The organism is Micromonospora globbae (genome assembly GCF_036184225.1).
GTDB classification, from domain to species: domain Bacteria; phylum Actinomycetota; class Actinomycetes; order Mycobacteriales; family Micromonosporaceae; genus Micromonospora; species Micromonospora globbae.
In genome coordinates this window covers 3,502,626-3,522,267 of sequence record NZ_CP108084.1, presented here as the reverse complement: position 1 = coordinate 3,522,267, position 19,642 = coordinate 3,502,626, and the positions used below count along the sequence as shown (strand labels likewise).

General features: G+C 73.3%; 18 protein-coding genes. 8 read left to right on the top strand and 10 right to left on the bottom strand.

The annotated features are described in order from the left end of the window. The first annotated feature begins 19 nt into the window (after nucleotides 1-19). Nucleotides 20-1,039: a LacI family DNA-binding transcriptional regulator gene (locus OG994_RS15520; RefSeq protein WP_328850118.1), complete on the top strand. Its 1,020-nt coding sequence runs from the start codon at nucleotides 20-22 to the stop codon at nucleotides 1,037-1,039. Nucleotides 1,040-1,096: 57 nt separating this feature from the next. On the opposite strand, the gene OG994_RS15515 is transcribed toward OG994_RS15520, so the two are convergent. Both OG994_RS15515 and OG994_RS15510 read right to left on the bottom strand, forming a co-directional pair. After that, the gene (locus OG994_RS15515) at nucleotides 1,097-2,251 is read right to left on the bottom strand and encodes an epoxide hydrolase family protein (protein ID WP_328850117.1); all 1,155 of its coding nucleotides are present in this window, start codon (nucleotides 2,249-2,251) and stop codon (nucleotides 1,097-1,099) included. Beyond that, nucleotides 2,248-3,450, bottom strand: coding sequence for an ROK family transcriptional regulator (locus OG994_RS15510; protein WP_328850116.1), 1,203 nt, complete (start codon nucleotides 3,448-3,450; stop codon nucleotides 2,248-2,250). Before OG994_RS15510 ends, OG994_RS15515 begins: the two co-directional genes overlap by 4 nt. Nucleotides 3,451-3,497: 47 nt before the next feature. On the opposite strand from OG994_RS15510, the gene OG994_RS15505 reads away from it, so the two are divergent. Together OG994_RS15505 and OG994_RS15500 are read left to right on the top strand one after the other, a co-directional pair. Then, the gene (locus tag OG994_RS15505; protein ID WP_328850115.1) at nucleotides 3,498-4,118 is read left to right on the top strand and encodes an HAD-IA family hydrolase; all 621 of its coding nucleotides are present in this window, start codon (nucleotides 3,498-3,500) and stop codon (nucleotides 4,116-4,118) included. Nucleotides 4,119-4,204: 86 nt separating this feature from the next. Beyond that, nucleotides 4,205-5,362: a MalY/PatB family protein gene (locus OG994_RS15500; RefSeq protein WP_328850114.1), complete on the top strand. Its 1,158-nt coding sequence runs from the start codon at nucleotides 4,205-4,207 to the stop codon at nucleotides 5,360-5,362. Between the two features lie 28 nt (nucleotides 5,363-5,390). Here the strand turns inward: OG994_RS15500 and OG994_RS15495 are convergent, their stop codons facing one another. After that, on the bottom strand, nucleotides 5,391-6,317 hold the full coding sequence (locus OG994_RS15495; RefSeq protein WP_120331938.1) for an LLM class F420-dependent oxidoreductase: 927 nt from the start codon (nucleotides 6,315-6,317) through the stop codon (nucleotides 5,391-5,393). Nucleotides 6,318-6,397: 80 nt separating this feature from the next. After that, nucleotides 6,398-6,925 (bottom strand): CGNR zinc finger domain-containing protein, encoded by a 528-nt coding sequence (locus tag OG994_RS15490; RefSeq protein WP_328850113.1) that lies wholly within the window; start codon nucleotides 6,923-6,925, stop codon nucleotides 6,398-6,400. 25 nt (nucleotides 6,926-6,950) lie between these two features. Here OG994_RS15490 and OG994_RS15485 point away from each other — a divergent pair, with 25 nt between their 5' ends. From OG994_RS15485 to OG994_RS15465, 5 genes are all read left to right on the top strand, one after another. Then, entirely contained in the window at nucleotides 6,951-7,115 is a 165-nt protein-coding gene (locus OG994_RS15485; RefSeq protein ID WP_192902308.1) for a hypothetical protein, read from the top strand. 172 nt (nucleotides 7,116-7,287) lie between these two features. Further along, nucleotides 7,288-10,284: a family 16 glycoside hydrolase gene (locus OG994_RS15480; protein WP_328850112.1), complete on the top strand. Its 2,997-nt coding sequence runs from the start codon at nucleotides 7,288-7,290 to the stop codon at nucleotides 10,282-10,284. Between the two features lie 163 nt (nucleotides 10,285-10,447). Then, complete coding sequence (locus OG994_RS15475; RefSeq protein ID WP_147427327.1) at nucleotides 10,448-10,906, top strand: hypothetical protein; 459 nt, start codon at nucleotides 10,448-10,450, stop codon at nucleotides 10,904-10,906. A gap of 139 nt (nucleotides 10,907-11,045) precedes the next feature. Continuing rightward, nucleotides 11,046-11,579 (top strand): PadR family transcriptional regulator, encoded by a 534-nt coding sequence (locus OG994_RS15470; protein WP_328853724.1) that lies wholly within the window; start codon nucleotides 11,046-11,048, stop codon nucleotides 11,577-11,579. Beyond that, nucleotides 11,563-12,192, top strand: coding sequence for a GyrI-like domain-containing protein (locus OG994_RS15465; RefSeq protein WP_120331943.1), 630 nt, complete (start codon nucleotides 11,563-11,565; stop codon nucleotides 12,190-12,192). The genes OG994_RS15470 and OG994_RS15465 overlap by 17 nt, the downstream gene beginning before the upstream one ends. 20 nt (nucleotides 12,193-12,212) lie before the next feature. Here OG994_RS15465 and OG994_RS15460 read toward each other — a convergent pair whose 3' ends face one another. The 6 genes from OG994_RS15460 to OG994_RS15435 all read right to left on the bottom strand — a co-directional run bounded on the left by OG994_RS15460 (nucleotide 12,213) and on the right by OG994_RS15435 (nucleotide 19,530). After that, on the bottom strand, nucleotides 12,213-12,908 hold the full coding sequence (locus OG994_RS15460; RefSeq protein ID WP_328850111.1) for a class I SAM-dependent methyltransferase: 696 nt from the start codon (nucleotides 12,906-12,908) through the stop codon (nucleotides 12,213-12,215). Then, nucleotides 12,905-13,684, bottom strand: a complete 780-nt coding sequence (locus OG994_RS15455) for an ABC transporter ATP-binding protein (RefSeq protein ID WP_328850110.1) — start codon at nucleotides 13,682-13,684, stop codon at nucleotides 12,905-12,907. Before OG994_RS15455 ends, OG994_RS15460 begins: the two co-directional genes overlap by 4 nt. Beyond that, on the bottom strand, nucleotides 13,681-14,664 hold the full coding sequence (locus OG994_RS15450; protein WP_120331946.1) for an ABC transporter substrate-binding protein: 984 nt from the start codon (nucleotides 14,662-14,664) through the stop codon (nucleotides 13,681-13,683). The genes OG994_RS15455 and OG994_RS15450 overlap by 4 nt, the downstream gene beginning before the upstream one ends. A 26-nt stretch (nucleotides 14,665-14,690) precedes the next feature. Further along, a complete protein-coding gene (locus OG994_RS15445; protein ID WP_120331955.1) occupies nucleotides 14,691-15,776 on the bottom strand; it encodes a FecCD family ABC transporter permease in 1,086 nt (361 codons plus the stop codon). A gap of 150 nt (nucleotides 15,777-15,926) precedes the next feature. Beyond that, nucleotides 15,927-17,897 carry a sensor histidine kinase gene (locus tag OG994_RS15440; RefSeq protein ID WP_328850109.1) on the bottom strand — a complete coding sequence of 657 codons (1,971 nt, stop codon included), beginning with the start codon at nucleotides 17,895-17,897 and terminating at the stop codon, nucleotides 15,927-15,929. Nucleotides 17,898-18,141: 244 nt separating this feature from the next. Further along, a complete protein-coding gene (locus OG994_RS15435) occupies nucleotides 18,142-19,530 on the bottom strand; it encodes an aminotransferase-like domain-containing protein (protein WP_328850108.1) in 1,389 nt (462 codons plus the stop codon). Between the last annotated feature and the right edge of the window lie 112 nt (nucleotides 19,531-19,642).

Here is a 19,642-nt window from a genome sequence, read left to right as displayed (position 1 = left end):
CGCTACTCAGGGAGGAAACGTGAGCGTTCCCGCCAAGGCGCCGGTGATGGCGGATGTCGCTCGTTTGGCGGGCGTGTCGCATCAGACGGTGTCCCGGGTCATCAACGGCTCGTCCAGCATCAAACCGGAGACCCGTGAGCGGGTGTTGCAGGCCATCGAACGGCTCGGCTACCGCCCCAACACCGCGGCCCGTGCGCTCGTGCGCGGGCGCTCCGGCATCATCGGCGTCATCGGCACGGCCCGGACGTTGTTCGGTCCGATGAGTATTCATCGGACGGTGGAGGACGCGGCGCGGGCGGCGGGGTTTTTCGCGACGTCGGTGAGTTTGTCGGAGGTGACGCGGCAGGCGCTCAGTGATGCCACGGAGCATCTGATGCGTGTCGGTGTGGAGGGGATCGTGATGATCGCCGGTCATGACGAGGCGTTGGAGGTGGTGCGGACGCAGCGGTCGCGGGTGCCGTTCGTGGTGGTGGAGGGGGATCTGTCGAAGGCGTCGCTGACCGTCGGGGTGGATCAGGTGCTGGGTGCGCGGATGGCGACGGAGCATCTGCTGGGGCTCGGGCATCGTGAGGTGGTGCATGTGAGTGGTCCGCTGAACTGGGCGGAGGCGCGGGCGCGGGTGGATGGGTGGCGTCTGGCGATGGGTGGGGCGGGTCTGCGTCCGGTGGAGCCGGTGTCGGGGGACTGGAGTTCCCGTAGTGGTTATGTGGCGGGGCGGCGGATCTGTGAGATGCCGGGGGTGACGGCGGTGTTCGCGGCCAATGATCAGATGGCGATCGGTGTGTTGCGGGCGTTGCAGGAGTGTGGTCGTCGGGTGCCGGGGGACATCTCGGTGGTGGGGTTCGATGATGTGCCGGAGGCGGCGTATCTGATTCCTCCGTTGACCACGATCCGGCAGGACTTCGAGGCCGTCGGTCGCCGGGCGATCGAGGTTGTCACGCAGGCGATCCGGGGTGCGGAGTTGCATCCGTCGCCGTTGGTCGTTCCCACCCTCGTGGTGCGCGAGAGCACCGCGCCACCGGCGGCCACGGACGCCTGAGCAGCGGCTGCGCTCGGGGGTGACAGCGCCCCGACACGGATACGCCCCGTGGCGCCGTCACCGTCGCCCGGGGCGCAGCGGGCGGAAGAACGCGCGGATGTCGGCGACGAGCAGGTCGGGGACCTCCAGCGCGGCGAAGTGGCCGCCCCGGTCGTACTCCGCCCAGTGCACCAGGTGGTGTTCCCGCTCGGCGAGCCGGCGGAGCGCCGGGTCGGGCGGGAAGACCGCGATCCCGGTGGGAACCCCCGAGGGGGCCGCCGGCCGGGGCGGCTGGGCGCGTACCTCGTGGTAGAGCTGGGCCGAGCTGGCCGCCGTGCCGGTCAGCCAGTAGAGGGACACGTCGGTGAGCAGGACGTCCCGGTCCAGAGCCTCGTCCGGCAGGTCGTGGGCCGGGTCGGTCCAGTCCCGCACCTTGTCGAGGGTCCAGGCGAGCTGGCCGACCGGCGAGTCGGTCAGCGCGTACCCCAGGGTCTGCGGCCGGGTGCCCTGGATGTCGGCGTAGCCGCTGCCGTGCCGCCGCAGCCGGTCCGCCGCGGCGAGCCGGGCCCGTTCCGTGGCCGTCAGGGTCACCGTGGCGAGCTGCTCGGCGTCGGGGAACTCCAGCCCGCCGTGGATGTGCACCCCCACGACCCGGTCCGGCGCGAGGTGGCCGAGCCGGGGCGAGACGAGGTACCCGGTGTCGCTGCCCTGTGCGCCGTAGCGTTCGTAGCCGAGCCGGTCCATGAGGCCGATCCACGCCCGGGCGATCCGGTCGTGGTTCCAGCCCGGCCCGGACAGCGGCGTGGAGAAGCCGAAACCGGGCAGCGAGGGCGCGACGACGTGGAACGCGTCCGCCGGATCGCCGCCGTGCCGGGCCGGATCGGTGAGCGGGCCGATGACGCGGAGGAACTCGACGATCGAACCGGGCCAGCCGTGGGTGAGGATCAGCGGTAGCGCGTCCGGCTCGGGCGACCGGACGTGCGCAAAGTGCACCCGCTGACCGTCGATCTCGGTGGTGTACTGGGGGAACTCGTTGAGTCTCGCCTCCCACGCCCGCCAGTCGTACGCGTGCAGCCAGTGCGCCGCCACGTCCCCCAGGTAGCCGACCGGCACGCCCCGGCTCCAGCCCACGCCGGGCAGCTCGGCGGGCCACCGGGTGCGGCGCAGCCGGTCGGCGAGGTCGTCCAGCGCGGCCTGCGGGACGTCGATCCGGAACTCCCGTACGGTGCTCACGTCGCTCCTTCTCGGACTCGTGCGGTCGACCGGGACCACGATTCGATGCCGGGGACGGTGAGGACGGTGTCGAAGGCGGCGTCGGCGGCCCCGGCGATCCGGCCGTCGGGGCCGAGCGTCGACGGGACCAGCGGCGGGGGTTGGCCCCGTCGGAACGACATCAGCCCGGCCCGGTAGCCCGCGTCCACCTCCCGGGGCGCCGCCGCGGACAGGTCGACGGCCAGCCCGGACAGGGTGACCAGCGCCGGATCGAGGGCGTTGACCAGCCCGCCGACGCCCCGGCCGAGCGCGCGTGCGGCACCGTCGACCGCGGCCCGGGCCGCCGGGTCCCGCGGTGCGGCCGCGAGGATGTGCTCCGCGGCCGTCCGCGGGTCGTCCGGCGCCGGCTGACCGAGCTGCCGCGCCATGGCCCGGCCGTCGACCAGCAGGTCCCAGCAGCCGGTCGCGCCGCAGGGGCAGCGCAGGGTCGGGTCACCGAAGGGCAGGTGGCCGAACTCGCCGCCGGCCCCGGTGGCGCCGTCCAGCAGGTCGCCGTCGACCACGAGCACGCCGCCGACGCCCACCTCGACGGTGAGGTGCAGGACGACCCGCACGCCGGCCCCGGCGCCCCGCCGTGCCTCGGCGAGCCCCGCCAGCGAGGCGTCGTTGCCGACCAGCAGCGGCACGTCGGCGGCGGGGCGGAGCGGTTCGAGGCTCACCCGCCGCCACCCCAGCGTGGCGGCCTGCACCACCTCGGTACCTCGTACCGTGGCGGCGACCGCGACCGAGACGGCCCGGATCCGGTGGCCGAGCCGGCGCCGACAGGCGGCGATCTCGCGCCGCACGCGGTCCAGCACGGCGTCCGGCTCCCGGTCGACGTGCCGGCCGCTGGTGTGCTGGACGATCCGGCCGCCCAGTTCGACGGCGGCCACCCGCCACCGCTCGTGGCTGATGTCGACGACGCAGACCAGCGGACCCGCCGGGTGGGCGACCAGGGTGGGGGAGGGCCGTCCGCGACCACCGGACGGAGCGGAGGCGACCTCGTCGAGCAGACGCAGGCGTTTGAGCCGGGCGACGAGGTCGGTCGCCGAGCCGCTGCTGAGATCGAGGGCGCGGGCCAGCTCGGACCGGGTGACGCCCGGTTGCCGGTGCAGGTGCCGGAGCACGGCGAGCGCGCCCTGGTGGCGCAGGTCCCGCATCCGGTGCGTCGGTCGCTCCACAACCCCTCCCGCCACCATTATGCTCGCGCGCCGAGCATAATGGTGGCATGGACGACATCGAGGCGGTGCTGCTGGACATGGACGGCACGCTGGTCGACTCCGACGGAGCCGTCGAGCGTGCCTGGCGGCGCTGGGCCGCCGACTACCAGGTCGATCCCGAGACGGTGCTGCGGATCTCGCCCGGCAAGACCGCCCTGACCACCATCCGGCAGGTCGCGCCGCACCTCGACGACCAGGCCGCCCGGCGCGCGGCGCGGTACCAGACCGAGCTGCAACTGGCCGACGCCGTCGACACCAAGCCGCTGCCCGGCGCGACGTGCCTGCTCGACACCCTCGACCGGCTCGCCCTGCCGTGGGCCGTGGTGACCAGCGCCGACGCGGATCTGGCCGCGGCCCGTCTCGGTGCGGCCGGCATCACCCCGCCGGTGCTCGTCACCGCCGACGACGTCCGCGCGGGCAAGCCCGATCCCGAGGGGTACCGGCTGGCCGCCGCCCGGCTCGGGGTGCCGGCCGAGCGGTGCCTGGTGGTCGAGGACGCGCCGGCCGGGATCGCCGCCGGTCAACGGGCCGGCGCCCGGGTCGCCGCGCTGCGCGGACACCCCGCCGACCTGCGCATCCCCGACCTGCACGCGCTGGTCGCGCTCCTCACGCCACCGGCAGCGGGCTGACCAGGGCGGCGGGCGGCCGGGCCGGCGGTGCCCGGGCCGGCGGTGCCCGGGCGGACGGAAAGATCGAAAGGTCGTACGGTTGCCGCATGGGCAACCTGCTGGAGACGCTGTCGCTGACCGACCTCCGCCGCCGCACCAGTGAGAAGTGGCGGCGGTACCCGGAGGACGTGCTGCCGCTCTGGGTGGCGGAGATGGACGTGCCGCTGGCCGAGCCGGTGACCCGGGCGCTGACCGAGGCGATCAACCTCGGCGACACCGGGTACGCCCACGGCCCGGCCTACGCCGAGGCGTTGGCCGGGTTCGCCGCCGAGCGGTGGGGTTGGACCGTCGACGTCGCGCGTACGAGAGCGGTGCCCGATGTGATGATGGGCGTCGTCGAGGTGTTGGACCTGGTCACCGGGCACGGCGACGCCGTGGTGGTCAACCCGCCGGTCTACCCGCCGTACTACCAGTTCCTGCGCAGCGCGGGTCGCCGGATCGTCGAGGCGCCGCTGGACGGGCGGCACCGCCTCGACCCGGACGCGCTGGACCGGGCCTTCGCGGAGGCGGTCGCCGGGGGCCGCCGCGCGGCCTACCTGCTCTGCAGCCCTCACAACCCGACCGGAACGCTGCACACCCGCGCCGAACTGTCCACCGTGGCCGAACTGGCCGCCCGCCACGGCGTACGGGTGGTGGTGGACGAGATCCACGCACCCCTCGTGTACCCGGGGGCGACCTTCGTGCCGTACCTCTCCCTGCCCGGCACCGAGCGGGACTTCGCGCTCCTGTCCGCGTCGAAGGCGTGGAACCTGGCCGGGGTGAAGGCCGCCGTCGCGGTGGCCGGCGCCGACGCGGCGGCGGACCTGGCCCGCATGCCCGCGGAGGTCAACGACGGGGTGAGCCACCTCGCGGTGATCGCGCACACCGCCGCTCTCCGGCACGGCGGACCGTGGCTCGACGACCTGCTGAGCGGCCTGGACGCCAACCGCCACCTGCTCGCCGACCTGCTGGCCGAGCGGTTGCCCGGTGTCCGCTACCAGCCGCCGGACGCCACGTACCTCGCCTGGTTGGACTGCCGGGCGCTGGAGCTGCCCGGCGGCCCGGACGCCGATCCCGCCACGGTGTTCCTGGAGCGCGGGCGCGTCGCGTTCGTGCCCGGACCGGACTTCGGCACCGGCGGCGCCGGGCACCTCCGCCTCAACTTCGCCACCTCACCGGACGTGCTCACCGAGGCCGTACGCCGGATGGTCGTCAGCCTCGGGTGAGGGGCGGGCGAACGACCGGGGGCACGGCCTACGGGGTGAGCAGCAGCGGCGCCAGGGCCCGCAGCTGGGGCAGCAGATCGTCCGGGCCGTCGACGAGCGGCTGGACGCAGACGTGGTCCGCACCCGCGTCGTGGTGCGCCCGGACCCGCTGCGCCACCGTCTCGGGATCACCCCACGGCACGATGGCGTCGACCAGGGCGTCGCTGCCGGAACCGGACAGGTCCTCCTCGGCCCAACCGATCTCCCTGAGGTTGTTCACGTAGTTGGGCAGGCTGAGGTACCACGACGTGTACCGCCGGGCCTTCTCGCGGGCCGATCCGGGATCGGTGTCCAGCACCACGGCCTGCTCCGGCGCCAGCACCGGCCCCGGCCCGAGAACCTCGCGGGCGCGCGCGGTGTGCTCCGGCGTGACGAAGTAGGGGTGCGCGCCGACGCTGCGCTGCGCCGCCAGCCTCAGCATCCCGGGACGGAGCGCGGCCAGCACCCGCGGGGCCCGCTGGGGCAGCGGCGCCGCGTACTCGGTCTCGTCCATCGCGTCGAGGTACGACCGCATCGCCGCGAGCGGCCGACCGTAGTCGTGGCCGCGCGCCGACACCAGCGGCGCGTGACTCACCCCCAGACCGAGCAGGAAGCGCCCGTCGTACGCCTCGGCGAGAGCGTTGGCGCCGTTCGCGGCGGCGGTGGCGTCCCGGACCCAGATGTTGGCGACGCCGGTGGCGACCACCAGGCTCCGGGTGGCGCCGAGCAGGATGGCCGAGTGGACGAGCGCCTCCTTGTACCTCGCCGTCTCGCCCACCCAGAGCGCGCCGTAACCCAGGTCCTCCACCTCCGCGGCGGCCCTGCGACCGAACTCGGCCGACTGCCCGCCGAGCACCCCGGTCCAGACCCCGACCGGACCGATCCGTCGCTTCACCTCCGCCGGGTCCACGCCGCCCGACCCCCGCAGCTGAGCCATGGCATCTCCTCGCACGAACCGATCATCCCTCCGGCCGTGCCCGCTCGCGGCGATTACCGGTCAACCGGTCGGATCCGCCGTCAGCGCGACGCCGCGCCACGGGCGCGGTGGCGGCGTACGGCGTCGCGGTTGGCGCACCGGGGCGAGCAGTAGCGCTGCCGGCCGGTCCGGGAGACGTCGGCGTAGACCAGGCCGCAGCCGGTCCGGGCGCAGCGGCCCAGCCGGTCCATCCCGCGACCCGTCAGGTGCAGCGCGGTGCCGACGCTCACGAGCGCGCGGAGCACCGCGGACAGCGGCACCCCGTCGTCGCGGTAGTGCAGGTGCCAGCGCCCGTCCGCGTGGTCGGTGAGGCGCGGGTACGTCGAGGCGCCGGCCAGCATCCGGTTGAGCAGCCTCGCCCGCTCCTCCGCGGAGGCCGCGTCGACGATCCGCGCCCACTCCTCGATCAGTCGGCGGGTCACCGCGAGGTCGTCGTCGCGTACCGGCATGTCCACCACCACCCCGGCCCGCCGGCAGCGATCGGCCAGGTCGGCGACCGACCCGGGCGGATCGTTGGCCAGGTCGACGGCCAGCCGGACCGCGTCGGCGCCGTAAGGGTTGAGATGCACAATGCCATTACAGCAGGGTGGGGGCATGAACGACAACCACGGGCACGTCTGGCGAACCCGCTCCCGGCACCGGACCAGCGAGGGGACCGTGCACTACCAGTCCTGCCACTGTGGCCTGTGGCGGATCCGCGGTGGGGGAGACGTCACGGTCCCGGTGCGGGCCCGGTCCCTGTACCGGCCGGGCCGGTGACCATCGCGCCGAGGAGACTTTGGGTCGATAGATGCAAAAGTTTCGTTCTATCGATGGGAAGTGATAGTGTCAGCGACCGATCTTCCGTAACGCGAGATCGTACTGACCGGTCCCGGGGGAGAAAGTGGCACGGCTTCTTCCTGGCCGGGACCCGCACCCACCGGAGGAACGCATGCCCGCACCGAACCGGCGGCGCCGGCGAGCCGTGCTGGCGGCCGCAGGTGCCGCACTGGCGACCCTGCTCGCCGCCGCCCCTGTCACGCCGGCCTCGGCCGCCCCCGCCGACATCCCGCCGCAGGAACCCGGCGTGACCCTTCGCTCGTACGACATGGGGGTCCCGCTGTCGGCGCTGTGCACCCTCAAGCCCGCGCAGACGCCGAACGTCGACAAGCTCATGCCGCAGATCAACTGGACCGGCACCGACGAGTTCGGCCTGTCCGACCGCTTCATCAGCCACGTCATCGCCAACCTGACGGTACCGGCCGACGGCGACTACACGTTCCGGCTCACGAGCGACGACGGGTCCCGGCTGACGATCGACGACCAGGTCGTCATCGACCACGACGGCCTGCACGCCGAAACCTCCAAGGACGGGTCGGTCACGCTGACCGCCGGCGTGCACCCGCTGTTCGTCGAGTTCTTCGACAACGGCGGCGGCCAGGTGCTGCGGCTCGAGTGGCGCGTTCCCGGCTCGGCCGACTTCGCACTCGTGCCGGCGTCCGCGCTCAGCACCGACGCCGGCGTCGTACGTGTGACCGCTCCCGGGTGGAAGTACTGCGAGGGCGCCACCGACTCGGCGGGTGACGGCCTGCCGCTCGACCGGGTGCACCCCGGCTACACCCTCACCGACCTGCGTCCCGACGGCTTCCAGCCGCAGGTCACCGGCATGGCCTTCATGCCCGACGGCGACCTGGTCGTCTCGACCTGGGGTGGCACCGACAACGCCACCGGCGAGGTGTACGTGGTCGAGGGGGTCACCGGGACGACCGGCCCCGAGCGGGTGACCTACCGCCGGTTCGCCGACGGGCTGCGCGAGCCCCAGGGCGTGGCGGTGGTCGACGGCACCGTCTACGTCAGCCAGAAGCACGAGCTGACCGCCCTGCGCGACACCGACGGCGACGGCACGGCCGACGAACGCAGGACGGTCGCCACCTGGCCGTGGGGTCGCAACTTCCACGAGTTCGCGTTCGGCCTGCTCTACCGGGACGGGTACTTCTACCTCAACCTCTCCGTGGCCATCAACCTGGGCGGCGCCACCACCGTGCCCCAGCCCGCGCCCAACCGCGGCACCTCGATCAAGGTGAACGCCCGGACCGGCGAGATCACCTACGTGGCCGGCGGACTGCGCACCCCGAACGGGATCGGCTGGGGGCCGGGCGGCGAGGTCCTCGTGACCGACAACCAGGGCGGTTGGCTTCCCGCGTCCAAGCTCGTGGCCATCAAGGACGGCGCCTTCTACAACCACTACACGACGCCGCCCGGTCCGTTCGACGACAACCCCGTGACGCGTCCGATCGTCTGGATCCCGCAGAACGAGATCGGCAACTCGCCCTCGACCCCCGTGTTGCTCACGAAGGGGCCGTACGCGGGGCAGCTGGTGGTCGGCGACGTCACCTACGGCGGCCTCCAGCGCGTCTTCCTCGAGAAGGTCGAGGGGCAGTACCAGGGCGCGGTGTTCCGCCACACGCAGGGTCTGGAGTCCGGGATCAACGAGGTGACCCTCGGCCCGGACGGCGCGCTCTACGTGGGTGGCCTCGGCGCCGGCGGCAACTGGGGCCAGGAGGGCAAGCTCACGTACGGCCTGCAGAAGCTCACCCCCAACGGCACCTCCGTGTTCGAGGTCAAGCGGATGCGTGCCTCCCACGTCGGGTTCGAGCTGGAGTACACCGAGCCGCTGTCGGCCGAGACGGCCGCGGACCTCGCCGACGCGTACCGGGTGACGCAGTGGCGCTACGGCGCGACGAGCCAGTACGGCGGCCCCAAGCTCGACCTGGAGACCCTCACGGTGAGCAGGGCGGAGCTGTCGGCCGACCGCCGCACCGTGAAGCTGAGGATCCCGGGGCTCAAGGAGAACCGCGTCGTGCACGTCCGCTCGCCGCGCCCGTTCACCTCCGCCGACGGCGAGGAGCTGTGGAACACTGAGGCCTGGTACACGCTCAACGAGATCCCGGGGCGCGTGGTGCAGCCGCAGACCTTCTTCGAGGCCGAGGAGGGCCGGACGGTCGGCGTCGGCATGGCGACCGACCACGCCGCCTACTCCGGCGCCGGGTTCGCCGCCGGGTTCGCCGAGAACGGCTCGTCGACCAGGATCTCGGTCGACGTCCGCGAGAGCGGGACGTACGACCTCGCGATGCGCTACAGCAACGGCCCCAACCCGTACTCGGGGGAGAAGCAGCTGAGCCTGTACGTCAACGGCGCACGGGTGGAGCAGACGGTCTTCCCCTCCACGGTGACCTGGGAGGAGTGGGGCACGGTCACCACCACCGTGCGGCTGGACAAGGGCCGCAACATCGTGGAGTACCGCAAGGAGGCCGCCGACTCCGGGCACGTGAACCTCGACGTGCTCGCCGTACGGCCGCACGGCGAGCGCATCACGCTGCTCGGCCGCGACGGCGACCTCACCGAGTGGCAGCACACCGACGGGCGCGAGCCCGAGTGGCCGGTGGCCGGCGGCGCCATGACGGTGCGCAACGGCGACCTGCGTACGGTGCAGGCCTTCGGCGACTTCCGCCTGCACGTGGAGTTCAACCTGCCGCTCTACCCGCCGGACGTGACGGGGCAGGCCCGCGCCAACAGCGGCGTGTACCTGCAGGACCGCTACGAGATCCAGGTGCTGGACTCGTTCGGCATCGACCCGCCGCAGGTCAACGACGCCGCGGCCATCTACAACCAGAAGGCCCCCGACGTGAACGCGGCGCGGCCGCCGGAGACCTGGCAGTCGTACGACATCGTCTACCGGCAGGCCCGGTACGACGCGGCCGGCAACAAGGTCGAGAACCCGCGCGTCACGGTGGTGTGGAACGGCGTCACGGTGCACGACGACGTCGAGATCCTCGGCCCGACCGGTGGTAGCCGACCGGAGGGCCCGGCGGCGGGCGCCATCCGGCTGCAGGACCACGGCAACCCGGTCCAGTACCGCAACATCTGGATCGAACCGCTCGACCTGTAACACCGGCACGAGGCCACGGGTGGCCGGGGACCCCGTCCCCGGCCACCCGTGACGTGACCCCGGCTCCACCCGGCAACGAGCCGCGGCCCCGGTGATGATCCACTGTGGCAGGATGGCCGTTCATGCGCGATCTTCGCGCCGGGACACCTGGGGAAGGAAACGTATGCGTGCAACAGGGCGACGACTGCTCGTCTCGACTCTCGCCGCCGCGGTGGCGGCGGTGACCCTCGCCTCGCCGGCCCAGGCCGCCACGAACCCGTTCACGGCGGCTCAGGCCTGCAACAACGACTTCGGCGGCTCGTGGGCGTACGCCAGTGACGGCCACCGGTCGATCACCGCGCCGGACGGCACGAGGGTGGGCGACGTCTACCTGCTCTACAACAGCGCCACGGGGTACAACTGCGTGGCCACCCTCAAGCGGGTGGCCGTCGGCTCGACGACCGGGGTTCGCGCCGGGGTGCGGGTCGAGGGCAGCTCCTGGGCGTACGACTCGGGCAACTTCAAGTACTACGCCGCCATCCAGCGGTCCGCCCGCGACCGCTGCGTGATGTACGAGGGCGAGGTCCTGTACGGCACCATGTGGCAGGGCGCCGGCCGGTACAGCTGGGGCAACTGCGGCTGACGCCGTCAGCTCGTCGACCCGGGGCGGCGGACCACCGACGAGGTGACCCGCCGCCCGCGGGTGGCGCCGCGACGACCACCCGACCCGAAGGAACCGGGGGATGCTCGCGCCCACCTATTCTAGTACTAGAATAGGTGGCGTGGAGCTCACCCCGTCCGAGCTGGTCGTGCTCGGGCTGATCGTCGAACGGCCCCAGCACGGCTACGACCTGGAGCAGGTCATCGAGCGCCGCGGGATCCGCCAGTGGACCGAGATCGGCTTCTCGTCCATCTACTACCTGCTCGCCAAACTCGAGAGGCGCGGGCTCGTCCACGCACCCGAGCCGCCGGCGACCGCCCGGTCGCGGCGCGTCTTCCACGCCACGGCCGCCGGTCGTGAGGCCGCGGCCCGCGGCGCGCTCGCGCTCATCGCCGAGCTGCGTCCCGTCCCGCACCCCCTCCTCGTGGGCGTCTCCAACCTTCCCCTGCTCTCCGAGCGGGAGTACGCGCGGGCGCTTCGCGACCGGCTCGCCCAGGTCGACGCGCGCATCGCCGCCGTCCGCGCGGCCCAGTCGGCGCAGGCCCCCCTCGCGCTGCCGGCACGCGAGGTCTTCTCCTACTCGCTCAGCCTCCTCGAGGCGGAAAGGTCGTGGCTCGCGTCGCGAGTCCAGGTGCCCGATGACCGACAAGACTGACTTCAAGCGGGAGATCGCCGCCTACCGTGCCCGGCAGGGCCGGTTCGAGATCGTCGACGTGCCCGACCTGCGATACCTGATGATCGACGGACACGGCGACCCCAACACGACCCCCGCCTTCACCGGCGCGGTCGAGGCGCTCTTCCCGTTGGCGTACACGCTGAAGTTCGCGAGCAAGCGGACCCTCGGCCGCGACTACGTCGTCATGCCGCTGGAGGGCCTGTGGTGGGCCGAGGACATGGACGCGTTCACGGCGTCCCGGAACAAGTCCCGGTGGGACTGGACATTGATGATCATGGTGCCGGACTGGATCGACGAGGACATGTTCGCCGACGCCGTCGAGCAGGTCGCCGCGAAGAACCGCCCGCGGCGCCTGCACGAGGTGCGCCTCGGCTCGCTGTCCGAGGGGCGCTGCGTGCAGACACTGCACGTCGGCACGTACGACGACGAGGCCGACGTGCTGGCCCGGATGCACCACGAGTTCATCCCGGACAACGGGCTGCGGATGGTCGGCACGCACCACGAGATCTACCTCAGCGACTCCCGCAGGGTCGCGCCCGAGAAGCTCCGCACCATCCTCCGGCAGCCGGTCGCCGCCGCCCCGGCCTCCTGAATCGGCCGTCCGGCCGGCACTCAGATCCGGCCGGTGACGACGAACTGCATCTGGTGCTCGTGGTTCGGGGCGACACCGAACCGCCGGTCCAACTCGTAGATCGTGGTCAGCGGCGTGACGGTCACGTCCGTGAGGCCCGCCCGTTCGAGGACCGCGGCGGTCGCGTCGATGGAGGACGCGGTGGCCAGGGGCAGCACGGCCTGCACCTGGTCGTCGTAGAAGTCGGCGAAGTTCTCCGAGGCGTTGTCCAGCCCCTTCGGGAACCACGTGCTGTCGACGACCGCGACCGTGCCACCCGGGCGGAGCAGGCGGACCCAGTTCGCCACGGCGACGTCCGGGTCCCGGAGGGTCCACATCACGTACCGGCTGGTCACCGCGTCGAAGCTGGCCGGTGGGAAGTCCGGGTCCACCGCGTCGCCGCGCCGGATGACGGGGCCGTTGGCCATTTCGGCGGCGTGCCGGCGGGCCCGCTCCAGCATGCCCTCGGACAGGTCGATGCCGGTCACGCGGTGCCCGAGACCGGCCAGGACCATGGCGGCCTGGCCGGTGCCGGTGCCCACGTCGAGCACGTCGAGCGGCCCCCGCGGCAGGGCCCGGGACCAGACCTCCGACCAGGCGCGCTGGTCGGCGGCGAAGCGTTCGGGCCGCTGGACGTACGCGTCGTAGCTCGGCGCCCGGCCGGTCCAGTACGCGTTGATGCGGTCCTGCGCGGTCATACGGTCGTCCTCTCGTCGGCGGTGTGCGGTTGGAACAACAGGTGGATGGCGCCGTCGAGGTCCAGGCGCCGGATGCCGATGCCGTAGACCGGCTCGATGACCGCCGGATCCAGTACCTCGTCGACGGTGCCGGCCGCGACGACGCCACCCCGGCCGAGCAGCACCAGGTCGTCGCAGTAGCGGGCGGCCAGGTTGAGGTCGTGCAGCACGACCACGGAACAGGTGTCCAGGTCACGCACCAGGCGGAGGATCTCGTGCTGGTAGCGGATGTCGAGGTGGTTGGTCGGCTCGTCGAGGAGCAGGTGGGTGGCCTGCTGGGCGAGGGCGCGGGCGATCAGGACCCGTTGCCGCTCACCGCCGGAGAGCCGGGTGAAGGCCCGGTCGGCCAGGTGGGCCGCCCCGACCCGGGCCAGGCAGCGGGCCGCGATGTCGTGGTCGGCCCTGCCGGCGCGCTGGAAGGTCGACAGGTGCGGCCCGCGGCCCAGGAGCACCATCTCCGCGACGGTCAGGGCCGTCTCGCCGCCGTTCTCCTGCACGACCACGGCGAGCCGGCGGGCCGCCTCCCGCGACCCCAGGCCGGCGAGGTCGTCACCGTCGACGAGCACGCGTCCGGAGGGGCTGCGCAGCGCGCCGTACAGGAGTCGGAGCAGGGTGGTCTTACCGCTGCCGTTCGGCCCGATGAGCCCGAGCACCCGGCCGGGCCGGGCGGTCACGCTGACCCCGTCGATGACGGGGTTCGCCCCGTAGCGCCAGGAGACCGTGGTCGCCTCGATCACGGCTTCTCCGCGAAACGCCGCACGATCCGCTCGAGACCGTCGATCGACAGGGGCGACGGCGGCTCGGTGAAGTTGAACAGCTGGGTCATGACGTCGCCGGCGCGGACGGCCTTGAGTTGCGCCGCGCCGGGCAGCGCGGTCAGCGCCTGCTCGACGGCCCGGGGGTCACCGTCGCTGTGGAGCAGGACCAGCACGTCGGGGTTGCGCCCGAGCAGTTCCTCCACGGTGACCTCGAAGACCCGCTCCCTCACGTCCCCGAAGACGTTGCGGAAACCGGCCGCCTCCAGTTGCGGGTGCGCCATGCTGGCCGCGCCGTACGCGTACGTGGTGCCACCGCCGACGGTCGGGTAGAGCACCGCCGCCGTACGCCCGGACGCGGGACCCGCCGCGGCCTGGATCCGGGCCATCCGCTCCCGGAGCGCGGCGACCGCCGCGGCGGCCTCGGTCTCCCGGCCGAACACCCTTCCGTACGTCTGCATCTGGGCGTAGATGTCGTCGAAGCTCGGTGTCGTCGTGGCGTCCGGGCACATCGCCGGCTCCTCCAGCAGGGGGATGTCCACCGCGGCGAGGGTGTCCCGCGACAGGTTGTCCACCTCGCCGAGCACCAGGTCCGGCTGCTGGCTGATGACCACCTCCTTGGAGATCTGCAGGTGGCCGCTGGTGTCCGTCCGGTCCGTCAGCAGCGGGATCCGGTCCAGCTCGGCGAGCGTCTCCGCGTCGTAGTACTCCTTCGGGTACTGCCCGGCCCGCGCCGTGACCCGGTCCATGACGCCGAGCGCGTGCAGGTACGGCACGGCCGCGCTCTTGAGCAGGACGACCCGCTCCGGCGCGGCGTCGAACGTGACGTCCACGCCGCAGTTGGTGACGGTGAGCGGGTATCCGGGGCCCGCGTTCGTCGGCCGGGCGCCGCCACCGCACGCGGTGAGGAGCAACAGGACGGCGGACGCGGCGGCCGTGGCGGCGAGACGGGTTGCCTTCATGGTTTCTCCTTGCGGGCCCGGCGCCCTCAGGCGCCGGAGGCGTGTAGGCGACGGATCAGGACCACCAGGAACGGCGCTCCGAGCAGGGAGGTGATGATGCCGATCGGGATCTCCTGCGGGGCCAGCAGGACCCGCGCGAGCACGTCGGCCCAGACCAGCAGGATCGCCCCGAGCAGCGCGGCCACCGGCACGACCCGCACGTGCGGCGACCCGACGATGCGCCGGGCCAGGTGGGGCACGACGAGCCCGATGAAGCCGATGCTGCCGGCGGCGGAGACCAGCACGCCGACGCTCAGCGAGACGACCACGAGCAGACGGATCCGGAACCGGGCCGGCGACACCCCCAGGGTCTGGGCGGTCTCGTCACCGATGGCCAGGACGTCGAGCCGCCGCCCGGCGACGGTCAGGTAGAGGATCGTGCCACCCAGGACGACCGCGGCCACCGCCAGCAGGGCGTCCCACCGGGCCAGCCCCAGGGAGCCGAGGAGCCAGAACATCACCGAGCGCGATCCCTCGGCCGACCCGGACGCGAAGATCAGGAAGCTGGTGGTCGCGTAGAGGGCGTACCCGACCGCGACGCCGGCCAGCAGCAGGCGAACCGAGGTCACCCGGCCACCGCTGCGCGCGATCAGGAAGACCAGCAGGGACGCCGCGAGCGCGCCGAGGAACGCGCTCGTGGACAGGGCGTACTGCCCGAAGCCGGCGCCGGCTCCGAACAGGATGGCGGCCGCGGCGCCGCTGGAGGCGCCGGAGTTGATGCCGAGCAGGTACGGGTCGGCGAGCACGTTGCGCACCATGGCCTGCAGCGCCACCCCGCACACCGCCAGCCCGGCGCCGACGAGCATGCCGAGCAGCACCCGGGGCAGCCGCACCTGCCAGACGATCGCCTCCTGCGGCGGCGTCCACGTCACCTCGCCGGGAAGGCCGAGGAGGTGGTGCCCGACGATCCGGGCGACGGTGGTCGGGGGAATCCCGATGGCGCCCGACCCGACCGCGACCACCCCGGTCAGGATCAGCCCCGCTGTCAGCGCGAGCAGCCAGATCCCGGTCCGGCGGCGCTGGGCCGCGAGACCGAGCAGGTCCCGCTCCGCGCGCATGGTGGTCGTGGCCATCGCCCGCACTCCAAATGCAATCCTGTGGCTTCTGCACAAGATTGGCAAGAAGAGCGGACAAGATCAAGGGTGCCCCGCGCCGGTGAGCCTCTGCTCACACCAGACCCGCGAGGACCACCGGGGGCGGGCGCCGGCCCGCCCCCGGTCCGTTCAGCTCCGTCGGGGCACCCAGAACTCGACCTCGGTGCCCTCCTGCGGCTGGCTGTGGATGGTCGTCGTGCCGCCCAGGTCGGCGATCCGGCCCCGCATCGACTGGGCCACCCCCAGCCGGCCCGCCCGCGCGGCGTCGACCAGCCGCTGGGGCTCGAACCCGACACCGTCGTCGCGGACGGTCACGCGTACACCGTCCCCCTCGTCCTCCAGCAGCACCCACGCCCGCGCGCCCGGCCCCGCGTGCCGCCGGACGTTGTCGAGGGCGGCCTGCACGGCCGCCGTCAGTTCGGCGGCGGGGCCCGACGGGAGCACCACCGGCTCCGCCGGGGTGGCGACCTCGACGACCGGTGAGGCCAGCGCGGTGAGCGCCGCCCGCAGGTCGCTGTCCCCGCCGGGGCGCGCCGTGGCGCCACCGCCACTGAGCAGGTTGCGCAGCGCGACCTCCTGCTCGCCGGCCAGCATCGCCAGCTGCGAGCCGGTCTCGCCGAGCTGCGAGCCCTGCCGCTGGACCAGCGCCAGCACCTGCAGCACCCCGTCGTGGATCGGCCGGGCCAACCGGTCCCGTTCGGCGGCCGCCGCCTCCTGCCGGATCAGCTCGGCCCGCTTGCGCTCGGCCCAGCGTTCGGCGAGGTGGTGCGCGACGCCCAGTCCGCCGACGGCCGCGCCCGCGACCAGCAACAGCACGCCCGAGGTGGTGAGGTGGAAGACCGGGTTGAGGTACGACGAGACGGGCAGGCCGTCCTCCAGGTACGTCACCTGGACCGTCTGCAGCCCGCCGATGGTGAGTACGCCGACGAGCGGACCGAGCACGGCCGGAACGGCGCCACGGGGCGCGAGCACCGGCGCGGCCGCTCCGGCGATCGCCGTCGCCGCCGCCGTGACCAGTACGAGCAGCAGCAACGCCGGGACGACACGCTGCTGCTCGGCCAGCTTCTCGGGGTGGCCGGTCGTGGCGGCGTACGCGATGAACACGGCCGTCGCGGCGCCCGCCGCGAGCGTGCCGGCGGCCGCCACCCGGAACCGGCTGCCGGCCGCCACCGCGCCGACCGCCGCGCCCACGAGGGCACCCAGCCAGCGCATCGGACCCAGCACGCCGAGCGCGGTGAACGCCAGGATGAGTGGTGCGGCGACCGCCACGTGGACGGTGGCGACCGTGAGCGCTCCGGCCAGCGACCACAGCCCGGCGACGGCCGCCAGAACCGTCGCCGCCACCAGCGTGACCGCGCCGATCACGGCGATCGCCACCGACTCGTGCCGGTACAGGGCGGACCAGTCCACGTCCAGCAGTGCCGCGAGCCGTTCCGTCGTCAGCAGGGACAGCGGCACCACCAGGGACGCCGCGAAGCCGGCGGCGACGACGAGACGCCACCGCCGCCACGCGCGCGGGGGCGAGTCCGGCGGCCCGGCGGCGGCGCGGTCGCCTCGGCGGAACCGGCGGACGGCGGGCACGACCAGGGCGAGGCCGACCGCGATCATGCCGACGTGCCAGGCGGGCCGGGACGGGTCCGAGAACAACCAGCCGGGACCGACCATCGCGGAGCCGAACAGGCGGGACCCGGTCGCCAGCCCCGCCAGGGCCGCGCCCAGCCCCGGCGAGGCGTTGCTCCACAGCGACTGCGCGCAGGCCAGCACCCCCACCAGGGCCAACGGGTACGCGGCGGACTTCGCGACGATCAGCAGCACGGGATGCGACATGGTCGTCAGTTCGCCCCAGGCGTGGGGCGCGGCGAGCAGGGCGGCCGCTCCCAGCAGGTACGGCCACCACCGCAGCAGGCACAGGCCCACCACCGTTGCCACGACGGGGGCCACCGCGACCAGCCACCCGACGCCGTGGTACTCGGGCCGGCCCGGCGTGGCGATGAACGGCGGCGGCCCGGCGGCGTACATGGGGGACGTCGCGACGATGAGCAGCAGGCAGCCGCCCACCCCGGCCAGGGCCTCCCGCCACCACAGTGGCTTCTCAGACATGGTGACGATCATGGCCGATCCGTGGGGTCGGTGCCGTCCGCCGGCCGACGGCGACCGATACGGCGCTCGGATGCGGCAGCACGTGGTCCCGGGTGCGAACGGTCCGGACAGCGTCCGTCCGGTGGGTGTCGGTCGAAGGCATGCGAGCAGGATCATCGGCGCCGACGGCCGGGGCATGAGTTCCGGTACTCAGTGACGACGCGTACGCGGCACCAGGTGGACGCCGCCATCCCACGCGGGTCGCTCACCCGTGATGGGCCTCGGCGAGGACGCGGGCGATCCGCGCGTGCTCGTCGTGCCCCAGTGTCGTGGCGATCCGGACGTGCGAACGCCCGTCGCCGTGCACGGTGAACGGCGCGCCGGGGGCGATGCCGATGCCGTCGGCGGCCAGCCTCCGGATGGCGGTCGCGGCGTCGCGGACGGGCACCCAGACGGAGAGCCCGGCGACGCCGGTGGGTGCCAGACCCGCGTCGCGGAGGGCGCGGACCATCTGTTGCCGGCGTTGGTGGTAGACGACCCGCGCGCGGCCGACCGTCTCCCGCGCCCGCGCGTCGGTGAGCATCTGCGCCAGGGCGCGCTGGTTCAGCACCGACGGCCAGCCGCCGGTGGCCTTCTGCCGGGCCCGTACCCGGGAGACGACCCGTCGGATGCCGGCCAGCGCCCCGACGCGGAGGTGGGGACCGTGGGACTTGTTCCAGCTTCGGACGAGAAGCGTCCGCTCCGGCAGGAACTCGCCGAGCGACACGCCGGCGGTCGGGGCGAGCTCGTGGGCGGTGTCCTGTTCGAGGATGACGATGTCGCGGTCGGCGAGGACCGGCGCCAGCGCCCGGGCCCGGCGGCGGGACAGGGCGTGGCCGTACGGGCTGGCCATGCGGGTCTGCAGGAGCAGCAGGGCGGGCCGGGTGGCCAGGGCCGCCTCCATCGCGTCCGGCAGCGGTCCCTCGTCGTCGCAGCGCACCGGCACCGCCTGGGCCCGGTGGTCCTCGACGATGTCGAGCAGTGACGTGGCGGCGGCCTCCTCGACGAGCACGCGGTCGTGCGGGTGCAGGACGACGTCGGCGACCCGGTGGACCGCGTCCTGGGCGCCGGTGGTCACGGTGACGTCCTCCGCCTCGAAGGGCCACGTGGCCCGCAGCACCGCCGCCAGGTGGGCGTCCACGGTGTCGTCCGGGTACGTCCGCCACTGCGTGCCGGCGACGGCCGCGGCCATCGGACCGGTCAGGTCGGGCAGCAGGGCCGGGTCGGGAAAGGCCGTGGTGAGGTCGAGCCGGACCGGTGGCGGGGGAGGGAGGCTGGCGAAGCGCCGGCCCGCCAACCTCCCGGGGCCGCGGACGAAGCTGCCGTGCCGCCGGTCGCAGTGGATCAGCCCGCGACTGCGCAGCTGGGCCCAGGCGGAGGCGATCGTCGTGGGCCCGACGTGCAGGGCGGCGGCGAGCGCCCGCACGGTGGGCAGGGGCAGCCCCTGGGCGAGTTCGCCGGAGTGGATGAGGTCGCCGAGGCGGTCGGCGATACCGCGGGCGGAGCGGTCGGTGAACATCAACGCGAGTGCGCTCGCGGGAAGGCGCTCCGGTCGTCGCGCGGAGGCCGCGCCCGTCACCTGGTCGCGCGTGTCGGTCGACCGTGGATTCGACACCATACGATCATGACTCTCGATGTCTCACAGACCGACCCCGTGGCAATTTGTTGAGGCATTCTTGAGCTTTCCCGAAGCGGGAGAGAAAGCGAACAATCGCGAACAGCGGACC